The organism is Streptomyces sp. NPDC002835, assembly GCF_053591995.1.
On record NZ_JBSFUW010000001.1, the window covers coordinates 167,794 to 182,382 of the forward strand.

General features: G+C 72.7%; 9 protein-coding genes and 1 pseudogene. 1 reads left to right on the forward strand and 9 read right to left on the reverse strand.

Annotated features, from left to right (window positions below; genetic code table 11):
• Positions 1-4: 4 nt before the first annotated feature.
• The 4 genes from hemW to lepA form a co-directional block, all read right to left on the reverse strand.
• Positions 5-1,237, reverse strand: coding sequence for a radical SAM family heme chaperone HemW (gene hemW / locus ACWD01_RS00820; RefSeq protein WP_451156675.1), 1,233 nt, complete (start codon positions 1,235-1,237; stop codon positions 5-7).
• A 14-nt stretch (positions 1,238-1,251) separates the two neighbouring features.
• Positions 1,252-3,363, reverse strand: a complete 2,112-nt coding sequence (locus tag ACWD01_RS00825; protein WP_451157333.1) for a SpoIIE family protein phosphatase — start codon at positions 3,361-3,363, stop codon at positions 1,252-1,254.
• 469 nt (positions 3,364-3,832) lie between these two features.
• A complete protein-coding gene (locus ACWD01_RS00830) occupies positions 3,833-5,722 on the reverse strand; it encodes an AMP-dependent synthetase/ligase (RefSeq protein WP_451156677.1) in 1,890 nt (629 codons plus the stop codon).
• A gap of 269 nt (positions 5,723-5,991) precedes the next feature.
• Positions 5,992-7,857, reverse strand: coding sequence for a translation elongation factor 4 (gene lepA / locus ACWD01_RS00835; RefSeq protein ID WP_356889906.1), 1,866 nt, complete (start codon positions 7,855-7,857; stop codon positions 5,992-5,994).
• A 257-nt stretch (positions 7,858-8,114) separates the two neighbouring features.
• Here lepA and rpsT point away from each other — a divergent pair, with 257 nt between their 5' ends.
• The gene (gene rpsT / locus ACWD01_RS00840) at positions 8,115-8,381 is read left to right on the forward strand and encodes a 30S ribosomal protein S20 (RefSeq protein ID WP_356889904.1); all 267 of its coding nucleotides are present in this window, start codon (positions 8,115-8,117) and stop codon (positions 8,379-8,381) included.
• A gap of 238 nt (positions 8,382-8,619) precedes the next feature.
• On the opposite strand, the gene holA is transcribed toward rpsT, so the two are convergent.
• The 5 genes and pseudogenes from holA to ACWD01_RS00865 all read right to left on the reverse strand — a co-directional run bounded on the left by holA (position 8,620) and on the right by ACWD01_RS00865 (position 14,520).
• On the reverse strand, positions 8,620-9,603 hold the full coding sequence (holA, locus tag ACWD01_RS00845; RefSeq protein WP_451156680.1) for a DNA polymerase III subunit delta: 984 nt from the start codon (positions 9,601-9,603) through the stop codon (positions 8,620-8,622).
• A 148-nt stretch (positions 9,604-9,751) separates the two neighbouring features.
• Positions 9,752-9,997 carry a hypothetical protein gene (locus ACWD01_RS00850; RefSeq protein WP_451156682.1) on the reverse strand — a complete coding sequence of 82 codons (246 nt, stop codon included), beginning with the start codon at positions 9,995-9,997 and terminating at the stop codon, positions 9,752-9,754.
• 64 nt (positions 9,998-10,061) lie between these two features.
• Complete coding sequence (locus ACWD01_RS00855) at positions 10,062-10,928, reverse strand: arylamine N-acetyltransferase family protein (protein ID WP_451156684.1); 867 nt, start codon at positions 10,926-10,928, stop codon at positions 10,062-10,064.
• Positions 10,929-11,108: 180 nt separating this feature from the next.
• Positions 11,109-13,729, reverse strand: a pseudogene (locus tag ACWD01_RS00860) (ComEC/Rec2 family competence protein).
• Positions 13,726-14,520 carry a helix-hairpin-helix domain-containing protein gene (locus tag ACWD01_RS00865; protein ID WP_451156686.1) on the reverse strand — a complete coding sequence of 265 codons (795 nt, stop codon included), beginning with the start codon at positions 14,518-14,520 and terminating at the stop codon, positions 13,726-13,728. The pseudogene ACWD01_RS00860 and the gene ACWD01_RS00865 overlap by 4 nt, the downstream one beginning before the upstream one ends.
• Positions 14,521-14,589 lie beyond the last annotated feature (69 nt).

Below are 14,589 nucleotides of genomic sequence, written 5' to 3' on the forward strand. Positions count from 1 at the left end.
GTGATCAGTCCACCAGGTCCCTGACCACCCCGTCCGCCAGCAGCCGCCCCCGCAGGGTCAGGGCCGCGCGGCCCTCCTCGTACGGGCCGGGGTCCAGCAGGCCGTCGGCGAGGGCCTTGCGGGCCGCCGCCAGGCCCGCCGGGCGCAGCAGCGCCAGCGGGACGCCCTCGCGCAGCCGCAGCTCCAGCAGGATCCGCTCGACACGGCGGTCGTCGTCCGCGAGGATCTCGCGCCCCGCGCCCGGCGAGCGGCCCTCCGCGAGCGCGGCGGCGTACGCGCCGGGGTGCTTCACGTTCCACCAGCGCACGCCGCCCACATGGCTGTGCGCCCCCGGGCCGGCGCCCCACCAGTCGGCTCCGCGCCAGTACAGCTCGTTGTGCAGGCAACGGCCGGCCTTCGTGGTGGCCCAGTTGGAGACCTCGTACCAGTCGAAGCCGGCGGCGGAGAGCACCTCGTCGGCGATCAGATAGCGGTCCGCGTGGACGTCGTCGTCGGTCATGGGGACCTCGCCGCGGCGGATGCGCCGCGCGAGCTGCGTGCCCTCCTCGACGATCAGCGCGTACGCGGAGACATGGTCCGGTCCCGCGCCGACCGCGGCGTCCAGCGAGGCCCGCCAGTCGTCGTCGCTCTCGCCGGGCGTGCCGTAGATCAGGTCGAGGTTCACATGGTCGAAGCCCGCCGCCCGCGCCTCGCCGACGCACGCCTCGGGCCGGCCGGGGGTGTGGGTGCGGTCGAGCACCTTCAGCACGTGCTGCCGGGCGCTCTGCATACCGAACGAGATCCGGTTGAAGCCGCCCTCCCGGAGCGCCGCCAGATAGGCCGGGTCGACGGACTCCGGATTGGCCTCCGTGGTCACCTCGGCGTCGTCCGCGAGGCCGAACTCCTGCCGGACCGCGTCCAGCATCCGTACGAGATCACCGGCCGCCAGCAGCGTCGGCGTACCACCGCCGACGAACACCGTCCGCACCGGCCGCGGGTCGTCGCCGAGGATCTTGCGGGCGAGGCGGACCTCGTCCGCGAGGGTCTCTGCGTAGTTGTCACGGGAGGCGAGCACTCCGCCGGAGCCGCGCAGCTCGGTGGCCGTGTAGGTGTTGAAGTCGCAGTAGCCGCAGCGCGTCGCGCAGTACGGCACGTGCAGATAGAAGGCCAGCGGCCGGGCTTCGGCCCCGAGCAGGGCGGACGCGGGCAGCGCGCCGTCCTCGGGCATGAGCTCGCCGTCAGGCAGTACGGAAGGCATGCCCCCATTGTCCGTCACCCACGAGGCCACCCCGCCTGGAGCACCAGCAGGGCCAGATCGTCCCCCGGCGGGGTGGGCGCGAACGCGTGCACCGCCGTCCTGATCCGTTCCGCTACGCCCTGCGCGGTGAGCCCGGCGCACTCGGACAGGATCGCCGCCAGACCGTCCTCGTCGTCGAACATCCGGGGGCCGGAGCGCCGCTCGGTCACCCCGTCGGTGACGCACAGCAGGGTGTCGCCGGGCTCGAGGTCGAAGGTGTGGCTCTGGTACGCGACGTCGTCGACGACGCCGAGCAGCACCTGCGGCTCCGCATGGACGCGGACGGTGCCGTCGGGGCGCAGCAGCAGGGGCAGCGGATGCCCGGCGCTGGCCAGGGTGCAGCGGGCGCCGCCGTCGCCGGACGCCGACGGGACCACCTCGCCGTAGAGCAGCGAGAGGAAGCGGGAGTGCCGGCCTTCCGGCAGGCTCGGCCCGTGACCGCCGGTGGCGAGCAGCGCCGTCGCCTCCGCCGCCTCCAACGCGTCGTCGAGCAGCAGTCCGTTGAGCCGGTCGAGGACCTGGCCGACCTCGTAGCCCTCACGGGCCAGCAGCCGCAGCCACGGCCGGGCGAGTCCGGTGACGACGGCGGCCTCGGGACCACTGCCCTGGACGTCGCCGAGCATGAAGCACCAGCGGCCGCCGGAGCCGGCGGGGAAGACGTCGTAGAAGTCGCCGCCCGCCACCCCGTCGTCGCTGGGCTCGTAGACCAGATACGTGTCGACGCCGGGGATCTGCCCGACCCGGCTGGGGAGCAGGCCGCGCTGCAGGACCCGGCTGATGGTGGCCTGCCGGGCGTACCGGCGCGCGGCGCCGACGGCCAGGGCGACCCGGCGGGCGAAGTCCTCGATGAGCGCGGCGACTTCGGCGGGTACGTCCTCCTCCCCGCTCTGCGCCACCACCAGTGCGCCGAGCCGACGGCCTCCGGCACTCAGCGGGTAGGCCAGCGCGGCGGCCGTGGCGGCCGGCTCCGTGCCGGGCAGGGCGCCGCCCGACGCGCTGCCGTCCGCGGCCCGGAGACCGTGCTCGACGGCTGGATGGCCCAGGTCGGCCCGGCGAGCCCCCGCAGCATCCGCGTCCTCGCGCCGGGCGGCCGTCGCGTCGGCGCGCCCGGACACACCGGCGGGCGCCGGCACGGCGGTCGCGTCCACCGGCGGAGGGTCCGGCCACCGCACCCGCACCGGACCACCGTCCGGCGTGTCCGGCAGCGGGGGCGGTTCCTTGCCCAGCGCCTCGCGCAACGGCTCCACGCACGACTCGTCGCTGTGCCATACGCCCACGAGCCGCGGCGCCGCCCCGCGCCCGCCGCGTCCGGCTCCGTGGCCGTGCCCGTGTCCCCCGCTCTCGCCGTCGAGCCAGATCGCGCACCGGTCGGCGAGCCGTGGCACCAGCAGCTGACCCGCGAGCGCCGCGACCAGGTCCTCGTCGAGCTGGCCGGCGAGCAGGTCGGACGCCTCGGCGAGGAACGCGGGCGCGCCGCGGCTGATCCACTCCAGGTCGTCCCGCCCGGCGCGCCGGCGCCTGGCCTGCTCCGCGCCGTTCGCGTCCCGGCGTACGGACGGGGCCGGTGGCGCGGCGGCCGGCGGCAGGGTCTCACGGCCGTCGAGCGGCAAACGGGCCCACACCGTCTTGAGGGCGGCGTGGAAGGTGACGCCCCAGCGCTCCGCGAGGGAGGCGACGAGGTGGAGACCGCGGCCGTAGTCGGGGGTGCCCGACTGGTCGGCACTGTGCGTGCCGCCGCTCACGCCGCTGGCGGGGTGATGGTCGGAGACCTCGACCACCAGCGCGGCCGGCTGCTCGTGCGTCGCTTCCTCGAAGCGGCAGAGCAGTTCGGCCGCGGTGCCCGCGTGCACGACGGCGTTGGTGACCAGCTCGCTGACGACGATCGCCGCGTCGTCGGCGAGCCGGTCCGCGCGGCGGCCGGCCGTGAGCAGCCCCAGCGCTGTCCACTCGGCGACGGCGTCGCGCACGAAGCGGCGCCCCGCGGCCGGGGCGAGGAGGTTGCCGGGCAGGCTGGTGCGCCCGGCCGGCCCGGCGTCGGACCGGGCCGGCCACACGGAAGTCGATCGGTTGCCGGTTTCGCGCTGCATCGGAATGGACCCCACCTGCGGCTCCTGGTCGGTGCTGGCGTGCGCCGCTCATGACACCGACAGCGTGACAGACCGAGGGCGCCCATAAGCGCCGAGTCACCGAAGTCGGGGGAACGAAACAGGAACGAAACGGCCTGGACCGCGTAAAAGAGCAGGGCGGGAGCGACGGAAGGCCCGCCGGACCTGACATTGTCCGGTCCGCCGAGGGCTGCTTCCGCGCTCCCGCCCCTGGGTCACACCATGGCGGCCAGGGTCTTTCGTTTGGATCAGGCCGGATCAGTGAGCGGGGTCTGGTGCCGTACATCGCAAGGCGGAGGATGGGGGTCCCCCCGCCGAAGGCAGGGGGAGAGTCCACGCGGTGGGGGCACCTCCCGTGCCCGAAGGGCTACGGGGGAGTCGGCGACTGACGACAACGCAGCGAGGTGCGGTGCCAGGGCACGCGAGCCCGGCAAGATCCGAACGAGAGGCCCTAGGCCTCGCGGGATCCCGCGTACATCTCGTCGATCAGGTTCTTGTACTCGCGCTCCACGACCGGGCGCTTCAGCTTGAGGCTGGGCGTCAGCTCGCCGTGCTCGATGTCCAGGTCACGCGGGAGCAGCCGGAACTTCTTGATGGTCTGCCAGCGCTGGAGCCCCTCGTTGAGGCGCTTCACATAGCCCTCGATGAGTTGCTCGGCCTGCGGGGAGGCAACGACCTCGGCGTAGCTCTTGCCGCCCAGGCCGTTCTCCTCGGCCCAGCCGAGGATCGTCGGCTCGTCCAGGGCGATCAGCGCGGTGCAGAAGTTACGGTCCGCGCCGTGCACCAGAATGTTGGAGACGAACGGGCACACGGCCTTGAATTGGCCCTCGACCTCGGCCGGCGCGATGTACTTGCCGCCGGAGGTCTTGATCAGGTCCTTCTTGCGGTCCGTAATCCGCAGATAGCCGTCGGCGGACAGCTCGCCGATGTCTCCGGTGTGGAACCAGCCGTCGGACTCGAGGACTTCGGCCGTCTTCTCCGGCAGCTTGTGGTAGCCCTCCATGATGCCGGGGCCGCGCAGCAGGATCTCGCCGTCGTCGGCGATGCGGACCTCGCAGCCGGGCACCGGCTTGCCGACCGTGCCGGTGCGGTAGGCCTCGCCCGGGTTGACGAAGGAGGCGGCGCTCGACTCGGTGAGGCCGTAGCCCTCCAGGATGTGGATGCCGGCGCCGGCGAAGAAGTAGCCGATGTCGGGCGCGAGCGCGGCGGAGCCGGAGACGGCGGCGCGCAGCCGGCCGCCGAAGGCCTCACGGAGCTTCGAGTAGACGAGGGCGTCGGCGACCTTGTGCTTGGCGGTCAGGCCGAAGGGCGCGGTGGCGTTGCCGGTGCGGCGGAAGTTGTCCTGGGTGGCCTTGGCGTACTCGCGGGCGACGCCGGCGGCCCACTGGAAGATCTTGTACTTGGCGCCGCCGCCCGCCCGGGCCTTGGCCGCGACTCCGTTGTAGACCTTCTCGAAGATGCGGGGCACGGCCGCCATGTACGTCGGCTGGACGACCGGCAGGTTCTCGATGATCTTGTCGACGCGGCCGTCGACGGCCGTGACGTGGCCGACCTCGATCTGTCCGGAGGTCAGCACCTTGCCGAAGACATGGGCGAGCGGCAGCCAGAGGTACTGCACGTCGTCCTTGGTGACGAGGCCGGTCGCGGCGATGGCCTTGGCCATGTAGGACCAGTTGTCGTGCGGCAGCCGTACGCCCTTGGGGCGGCCGGTGGTGCCCGAGGTGTAGATGAGCGTCGCGAGCTGGTCGGAGGTGATCGCCGCGACCCGCTCCTTGACGGCGTCCGGGTGCTTGGCGAGGTACTTCGCGCCGCGCGCCTCGAGGTCGGTCAGGGAGACGACCCAGCCCTCCGGGTCGGCGGCGTCCGGCTCGAGGCCGGCCGGGTCGATGACGACCACGTGCTTCAGCTCGGGCAGTTCGGCGCGCTTCTCACGGGCCTTGGCCAGCTGGGAGACGTCCTCCGCGATCAGCACCCTGCTCTCCGAGTCGGAGAGGATGTACGCCGATTCCTCGGCGTTGGTGGACGGGTAGACCGTGGTGGTGGCGCCGCCGGCGCACATCACGCCGAGGTCGGCGAGAATCCACTCGACCCGGGTGGACGAGGCGAGCGCGACCCGCTCCTCGGGGCCCACCCCGAGGTCGATCAGTCCGGCCGCGATGGCGAAGACCCGTTCGGCGGCCTGTCCCCAGCTCAGGGACTTCCAGTCGTCGGGTCCGGAGCCGGATGCGGGCGGCACGGGATAGCGGTAGGCCTCGCCGTCCGGCGTGGCTGCCACGCGCTCGGTGAAGAGGGTGGCCACCGAAGGCGGCCGGTTCTCGATCAGGGTCTGGGTTTCGCTCACGACGTCCTCCGGGCCGGCGGCAGCACTGCACGACGGGCTGGTTGTTTAACTGGCGAGTAACCATCGAGCCGTGCTCAGGGTAAAGCCCGTTCGATCGGCGCGTAAGTGCCTGCGGGCTGCCGCTTGATAACGAACGGAACGCGGATCCACCGATTGGAGCAGTGGATCGATGCGACAAGCATGCATCTGTCCGAGAGGTTCCGGAAGACCGAAAGGCGCCCGTCCCGGCAGGGGACGGACGCCTTTCGCACCTCGTGGGGACGTGACGGCTACTTCTTGCTCTTGCCGCTCTCGTCGCTGGACAGCACCGCGATGAAGGCCTCCTGCGGGACCTCCACGGAGCCGACCATCTTCATCCGCTTCTTGCCTTCCTTCTGCTTCTCCAGCAGCTTCCGCTTACGGGAGATGTCACCGCCGTAGCACTTGGCGAGGACGTCCTTGCGGATCGCGCGGATGGTCTCGCGGGCGATGACCCGGGAGCCGATGGCCGCCTGGATGGGGATCTCGAACGCCTGGCGCGGGATCAGCTCGCGCAGCTTGGCGACGAGCCGTACGCCGTACGCGTACGCGGCGTCCTTGTGGGTGACGGCGGAGAAGGCGTCGACGCGGTCGCCGTGGAGCAGGATGTCGACCTTCACCAGCTGGGCGTCCTGCTCGCCGGTGGGCTCGTAGTCCAGCGAGGCGTAACCGCGGGTCTTGGACTTCAGGTTGTCGAAGAAGTCGAAGACGATCTCGGCGAGGGGGAGCGTGTAGCGGATCTCGACGCGGTCCTCGGAGAGGTAGTCCATGCCGAGGAGGGTGCCGCGGCGGTTCTGGCAGAGCTCCATGATCGAGCCGATGAACTCGCTGGGAGCGAGGATCGTGGCCCGGACGACCGGCTCGAAGACCTTGTCGATCTTGCCTTCGGGGAACTCGCTCGGGTTGGTGACCGTGTGCTCCTTCCCGTCCTCCATGATCACGCGGTAGACCACGTTGGGCGCGGTGGCGATGAGTTCGAGGTTGAACTCCCGCTCCAGGCGCTCACGGACGACGTCGAGGTGCAGCAGGCCGAGGAAGCCGACGCGGAAGCCGAAGCCGAGGGCCGCGGAGGTCTCCGGCTCGTAGACCAGGGCGGCGTCGTTGAGCTGGAGCTTGTCCAGCGCCTCGCGGAGGTCGGGGTAGTCGGAGCCGTCCAGCGGATAGAGGCCCGAGAAGACCATCGGCTTGGGGTCCTTGTACCCGCCGAGGGCCTCGGTGGCGCCCTTGTCCTTGCTGGTGATGGTGTCACCGACCTTGGACTGACGGACGTCCTTCACGCCGGTGATGATGTAGCCCACCTCGCCGACGCCGATGCCGTCGGCCGGCGTCATCTCGGGCGACGAAACGCCGATCTCGAGAAGCTCGTGGGTGGCGCCGGTCGACATCATTTTGATGCGCTCGCGCTTGTTGAGCTGGCCGTCGATGACACGGACGTACGTCACGACGCCGCGGTACGAGTCGTATACGGAGTCGAAGATCATCGCGCGGGCGGGGGCGTCCTTGACGCCGACCGGGGCCGGGACGTCGCGGACGACCCGGTCCAGGAGCGCGTCCACGCCGATACCGGTCTTCGCCGAGACCTTCAGCACGTCCTCGGGCTGGCAGCCGATGAGGTTGGCCAGCTCCTCGGAGAACTTCTCCGGCTGGGCGGCCGGCAGGTCGATCTTGTTCAGTACGGGGATGATCTTGAGGTCGTTCTCCATCGCCAGGTAGAGGTTGGCGAGAGTCTGGGCCTCGATGCCCTGGGCCGCGTCCACCAGCAGGACCGTGCCCTCGCAGGCGGCGAGGGACCGGGACACCTCATAGGTGAAGTCGACGTGCCCGGGAGTGTCGATCATGTTGAGGATGTGGGTCCTGCCCTGGTCCTCTCCCTCATTGGGGGCCCAGGGCAGCCGGACCGCCTGGGACTTGATCGTGATGCCACGCTCGCGCTCGATGTCCATCCGGTCGAGATACTGAGCGCGCATCTGCCGCTGTTCGACCACACCTGTCAGCTGGAGCATCCGGTCGGCAAGGGTCGACTTGCCGTGGTCGATGTGCGCGATGATGCAGAAGTTGCGGATCAGAGCCGGGTCGGTACGGCTCGGCTCGGGCACGTTGGTAGGAGTCGCGGGCACGCAGGGTCCTGATTCTTTGGCAGACGCCGGGTCGGTGAGCTCGACTCGGGCGCGGCTCGGGTCGCTGTCGGATCGATACGTAGGCTCCATGGTCCCACGCGCAAGGGACTGTGCTCGGTTTGGGCCGTCCGTGCGGCGACTGGTAGCCTGAGCAGCTGTGTCTCGTGCCCTCCCTCTCTGGGCACACCTCTCGGGTCCGACGGGCCGCGGGGAAGGGACACGAACTCGAAGATCATCGATCCTGAAAAGGCTCTTTCGTGGCGAACATCAAGTCCCAGATCAAGCGGAACAAGACGAACGAGAAGGCGCGCCTGCGCAACAAGGCCGTCAAGTCCTCGCTCAAGACCGCGATCCGCAAGGCCCGTGAGGCTGTCGCCACCGGCGACGTCCAGCAGGCGACCGTGGCGGCCCGTGCCGCCTCCCGCCAGCTGGACAAGGCCGTCTCCAAGGGCGTCATCCACAAGAACGCCGCCGCCAACAAGAAGTCGGCGCTGGCTTCCAAGGTTGCCACCCTTCAGGGCTGAGCACTGATGTGATCGCCGGAAGGGATCAAGTGGGCCCTCTCATCCGCTCCTGACCGGCACCCTTGGCGCCGCACGCGGCCTGCGTTCGCCACGCGGGTGCGGCGCACCAAGCTTGAAGCGAAGGCCCCGAGCCACCGTCCTTCCCCAGGACGACTGGCCCGGGGCCTTCGTCGTGGGCGGACAGCACAAGGGCGGGGTGCAGTGAGGCCCGGGCGGTGCGCGCCCGGCCCGGAAGGGCTCAGCGGCGGGAGCGTGCCGCCGTCGCGATCGTCACGACGGCCTTCTCCAGCGCGTACTCCGCGTCGTCGCCGCCGCCCTTGACGCCCGCGTCGGCCGCCGCCACGGCACGCAGGGCCATCGCCACACCGTCAGGGGTCCAGCCGCGCATCTGCTGGCGCACGCGGTCGATCTTCCACGGCGGCATACCGAGCTCCCGCGCCAGGTCGGCCGGCCGGCCGCCGCGCGCGGAGGACAGCTTGCCGATCGCCCGCACGCCCTGCGCGAGCGCGCTGGTGATCAGCACGGGCGCGACACCGGTCGACAGGGACCAGCGCAGTGCCTCCAGCGCCTCGGCCGCGCGGCCCTCGACCGCCCGGTCGGCGACGTTGAAGCTGGACGCCTCCGCGCGGCCCGTGTAGTAGCGGCCGACGATCGCCTCGTCGATGGTGCCCTCGACGTCCGCGGTCAGCTGCGACACCGCCGAGGCCAGCTCCCGCAGATCGCTGCCGATGGCGTCGACGAGGGCCTGGCACGCCTCCGGCGTGGCGGACCTGCCCGCCGCGCGAAACTCGGAGCGCACGAAGGTGAGCCGCTCCCCCGGTTTGGTCGTCTTGGGGCAGGCGACCTCGCGCGCCCCCGCCTTGCGGGCCGCGTCCAGAAGCCCCTTGCCCTTGGCGCCGCCGGGATGCAGCAGGACGAGGGTGATCTCCTCGACGGGGGCGAGCAGATACGCCTTCACGTCCTTGATCGTGTCGGCGGACAGGTCCTGCGCGTTGCGCACGACCACGACCTTGCGCTCGGCGAAGAGCGACGGGCTGGTCAGCTCGGCGAGCGTGCCGGGCTGCAACTGGTCGGCGGTCAGGTCCCGTACGTCCGTGTCCGCGTCGGCGGCCCGCGCCGCCGCCACGACCTGCTGGACGGCGCGGTCGAGAAGCAGATCCTCCTGGCCCACGGCGAGCGTGACGGGGGCGAGCGGATCGTCGGTCGAGTTCTTGGTGGCCATCGCGCTCCAGCATCCCACGCGCCACCGACAGTCCGGTCGGCACGGGCAGCCAGTCCGGTCGGCACTGCAGCCGAGGACGCGTGCCGCATGAGCGGCGGACGGTCGGTGCGCCCGGGCACGGGCGGCCGACGCGGCTCGGTACGGCAGGTCAGTGCGCCTCGCGCCACCCGTCCCAGGCGGCGACGAAGTCGTCGAGCTCGGCGGCGTCCAGCCTGCCGTCCGGGTCCTCGACGACCACCAGCCACTGCGCGTCCTCGGCGTCGTCCTCGCCTGCCAGCGCGTCCCGTACCAGCTGGGGCTCCTCGGGCACCTTGAAGCGGTCGCCGATCGTCTCGGCCACCTCCTCGGCGGCGTCACGGTCGGGCAGCACCAGCACATGTCTCACATCGCTCACCGCAATATTGTGCCGGTGGCCCGATGTACGTCTCCGTTACCCCCGTCGGCCTGGAGGCGCGGTGTCAGTCCTTCGCCGCCGCCCGCACCTCCGGAACTCGGTCGAGTTCGAGGCCGAAGTGCTTCCGGTAGGCGGCGAGCACCTCTTCGTCGGTCTCCAGCGGCCGCTCCTGGCGCTCCCCGCCCACGGTGGTGACGAGCTTGCGACCGCTCAAGGTGATCCTCCCGTCAGCTGTGAGCACGGAGCACACCAGCGACTTGGTGAAGTGGGACGCGGGCGAGGTCCGGTGATACCAGGCCCCCGCCTCGAAGTCGGCGAGCTCACGCGGCCTGGTGTCGAGCCGGAACTGCCGCTTGCCGTCCCGGAGCAGGTCGAGGTCCCCGTCGCCCGCCTCGACGAGACGGAACGTCCCCGCCGGATCGGGCTGGTCGCCCCGCTTGTCGAGGAGCAGGGGATGGTGGCTGTGGTCACCGAACCCGACGTCGGCCAGCCAGGGCCCCGTACCGTCCTCGGTCTCCACGCGCAGCGCCAGGTGGTCGTACGGGATGCCCAGCCGCCCGCCGTCGCCGAACACCCTGGCCTGGAGCAGCGTCACACCGAAGCCGAGGCCGCGCAGCAACGCGGCGAAGGCCCCGTTGAGTTCGTAGCAGAACCCACCGCGCCGGGCGCCGACGATCTTCTCGAGCAGCGGGCCGTCCGCCAGTACGAGGGGCTCGCCGAGATGGACGGAGAGATTCTCGAACGGCACGGACAGCAGGTGCCTCAGCTGAAGGTCCCTGAGCGCGTCGGCGTCGGCACGCTCGGGCCGCCCGGCGCCGATGCGCGCGAGGTACGCGTCGACGTCCTGCGGCGAAGGGGCAGGCGGCGCCTTCGCGGCGGAGGCCGGCGGGGACGGGCTCGAGGCGGACGGGGTCGACGGAGGTGTACTCATACATGCAGTCTGCCCACCGCCTCCACCGCCCCACCAGACGTCGTTGGTCCTGGTCCCCAGGTCGGAGGCCACTCCGACCTCTGCCCGACGCGCCACCGTCCGGCGGCCCCCTCCTTCGAGGCTCGAGCCCTCGGCGGTCGGGCCGGGGCCCTCGGCCCCTCCGCCGTTTCACGGTCCCGGTCAGGCGGCGCCGCGGGCCACCGCCTGGAGGCTGGACCCGGCGCCCGTCACCGCGATCGCTCCGTCCCGGTCCGTGCGCAGCACCAGCGCTCCCTGGGCCCGCAGCGCGCCGACCGTACGGGGTGCCGGGTGTCCGTACGGGTTGTCCGGGCCGCAGGAGATCAGCGCCAGCCGGGGCCTGGCTCCGGCGAGGAGGCCGGGGTCCTGGTAGGCCGATCCGTGGTGGGCCACCTTGAGCACGTCGACGGCGGGCAGCGCGGGGTGGGCCCGTATCAGCCGCCGCTGGGACGGTGGTTCGAGGTCTCCGAGGAGCAGCATCGACAGGCCGCCCGTGGCCCGGACGAGCAGTGCGACGCTGGCGTCGTTCGGGCCTTCCGGGCCGGGGCCCCGTGACAGGTCGGGCCCCAGGACCCGCCAGGTGAGCTGTCCCGTCCTGCGCCGCTCCCCCGGTATCGCCTGGATCACCGGCACTTCGGCCGCGGCCGCCGTACGCCGTACGAACTCGGCCTGCCAGCGCGGTTCTTCGAAGGTGGTCGTCTGGATGGCGCCGACCGACCGGCCGCGCAGCACCCCGGTGAGGCCGGCGACATGGTCGGCGTGGAAGTGCGTGACCAGTAGCAACGGCACCTGTGTGACGCCCAGTTCGCTCAGACACCGGTCGGTGAGCTGCGGATCGGGCCCCGCGTCCACGACTACGGCCGCGCCGTCTCCGGCCGCGAGCACCATGGCGTCGCCCTGGCCCACGTCGCACATCACCAGTGCCCAGTCGGGAGGCGGCCAGCCGGTGAGTCTCGCGGTGAGCGGCGCCGGGCGCACCACGACGAGCACGAGCAGGAGCGCGCAGAGTGCGGTCGCCCACGGATGCCGCGTCAGCCTTCGGACGACGAGAAGCACCGCCACGGTGAGTGCCGCGAGCAGCAGCCCGCCGCGCCAGCCGCCCGGCCAGTCGATCTGGGCGCCCGGCAGGGCCGCCCCGGCGCGCGCCACGGAAGCGATCCAGCCGGCGGGCCACCCGGCGCAGCGGGCCAGCAGCTCGGCGACCGGTATGGCGACGGGCGCCGCGGCCAGGGTCGCGAACCCGAGGACCGTCGCCGGGGCCACGGCCAGTTCGGCGGCCAGGTTGCAGGGGATCGCGACCAGACTGACCCTGGCGGCGAACACGGCCACCACCGGGGCGCAGACCGCCTGCGCGGCGGCGGCCGCGGCCAGCGCCTCGGCGAGCCTGGGAGGGACCCGGCGCCGCTGGAGCGCCTCGCTCCAGCGGGGTCCGATGGTGAGTAGGGCGCCGGTGGCCAGGACGGAGAGCAGAAAGCCGTAACTCCGGGCCAGCCACGGGTCGTACAGCAGGAGCAGCAGAGCGGCGGCGGCCAGCGCCGGGACCAGCGATCTGCGCCGGCCGGTGCCGATGGCCAGCAGGGTGATGAGCCCGCAGGCGGCCGCCCGCAGCACGCTGGGCTCCGGTCGGCACACGACCACGAAGGCGAGCGTGAGCACCCCGCCCAGCAGTGCCGTTCCGCGCAGCGTGATGCCCAGGCGGGGTGCCAGCCCGCGCCGTTCGGCCAGCAGCGCTCTGCCGGGCGGTCCGATGAGCAGGATGAGGACGATGGTGAGGTTGCTTCCTGAGACGGCCAGAAGGTGGGTCAGGTCCGTCGCCTCGAACGCGCCCTGCAGGTCGGCGGGGATGCGTGAGGTGTCGCCGACGACCAGTCCCGGCAGCAGCGCGCGGGCGTCGGGGGCCAGGCCGTCCGTCGCCTCGCGCAGTCCGGCGCGCAGGTCGCCGGCCGTGCGCTGCAGGGCGGTCGGCGGGGCGGTGATTCGTGGAGGGCCGCCGTCGGCTCGCAGCACGGCGGCGAAGGGGTCGTCCGTGCGCAGCGGCAGGGCGAGTCGCCCGCCCACGGTCAGCCGTGTGGAGGGCAGCAGCCGCAGCCAGGCCGTCTCTCCTCTTCGCCGGGCGACACGAGGAGCAGGACGGGCGTACGGGTCGCGGTGACGGCACCCCCGGGCACGGTGACCCGTGTCGCCTCCGCGTTCAGTACGAGGGTCGTGGGAGCCGTCCGGTCGCCCACCACCCTGGAGCTGGTGGGCCGCGGGTCGGACGTGACGGTCAGCTCGACCGTGACGCGCGCGTGCCGCTCGGCCAGGCCGGGCAGCGGCCCCCGGCGCAGATCCGCCCCGTGGAGCCCGGCGGACACGGCACCGGCAGCGGCGCACACCAACGCGGCGGCGAGCGCCGTGGCACCCGGACGCCACCGCCCCGGACGGCTTCCCGCAGTGCGCGCCGACCCCGGTGAGGCGGCCGGCCCCACGGAGCCTGCCGAACCGGCCCCACCGCCCCCACCACCGCGGCCGACCCGACGGACGCCGCCCCGGTGGGTCCCGCCGAACCCACCGTCCCGACGACGCCGTGTGACTGCCGCCCACAGCGGTAGCAGTGCCGCAGCGGCGAGACAGGCCGCCGCACCAACTGCCGTCCAGTGGCCCGGCGCCCCCAGCGCGAGGGCCGACGCCACCCAGGTGGCCAGCGCGGGCGGGACGAGCCGCAGATCGGTCGGGCCCTCCTGACGCGGGTCGGCCGCGCCCGGCCGGTGTCCCGTCCCGGCGTGGACCGGCACCCCGGTCATGGCCGCACCAGATTCCGCAGCACCTCGAACCGGCGGTCACCGATCCCGTTGACGTCGCGCAGTTCGTCGATCGACCGGAAGCCGCCGTTCTGCGTGCGGTGGTCGAGGATGTGCTTCGCGAGCACCGGTCCCACTCCGGGCAGCGTCTCCAACTGGTCCGCCGTGGCCGAGTTGAGGCTGATCGGCCCGGCAGGGGCCCCTGCCCCCGACCCCGTGCCGGAACCGCCCGGTGCCGGCGGGGCCGGGCCGCCGACGACGACCTGCTCACCGTCCATCAGCACCCGCGCCCGGTTGAGCCCCGTCAGGTCGGTGCCTTGCTTGACGCCACCGGCCGCCGCGAGCGCGTCGGCGACCCGCGAACCAGCGGGCAGTTCGAGCACTCCGGGCCGGCGCACCTTGCCGCTCACGTCGACGACGATCGCGGCAGCCCGCTCCGGTCCGGTGACCGGTGGCCCCGGCGACGGGGACGGATCCGCCGCCGGCCCGGACCGCGGCTGGGCAGCGCCGTGCTGAACCAGCTCCGGGGCTTGCAGCGGCTGCGGCCGGCCCGACCAGAAGTGCTGCGCCGCGAAGACAGCCGCCGCCACGAGGACGACGGCCAGGGCGGCGAGCGTCTTCGGCTCGAGCCCGCACCTGAGCTGGACCCACACCGGCAGCCGGTCACGCAGGGCGAGCCGGAAGCGCGGGAGCGGCCTGTCCCCCGGTGTCCCCGTGTCCGCTGCCGCCCCCGTGTCCGTGTCGGGCGCGGCCGCTCCTGCCGGGCCCGGGCCACGGGCACCGCCGCCGGGCACCACAGGCGCCGCTCCTGCCGCGCCCTGGCCGTCGCCCGCAGGCACCACAGGCGGCCGTGCCCCGCCGAC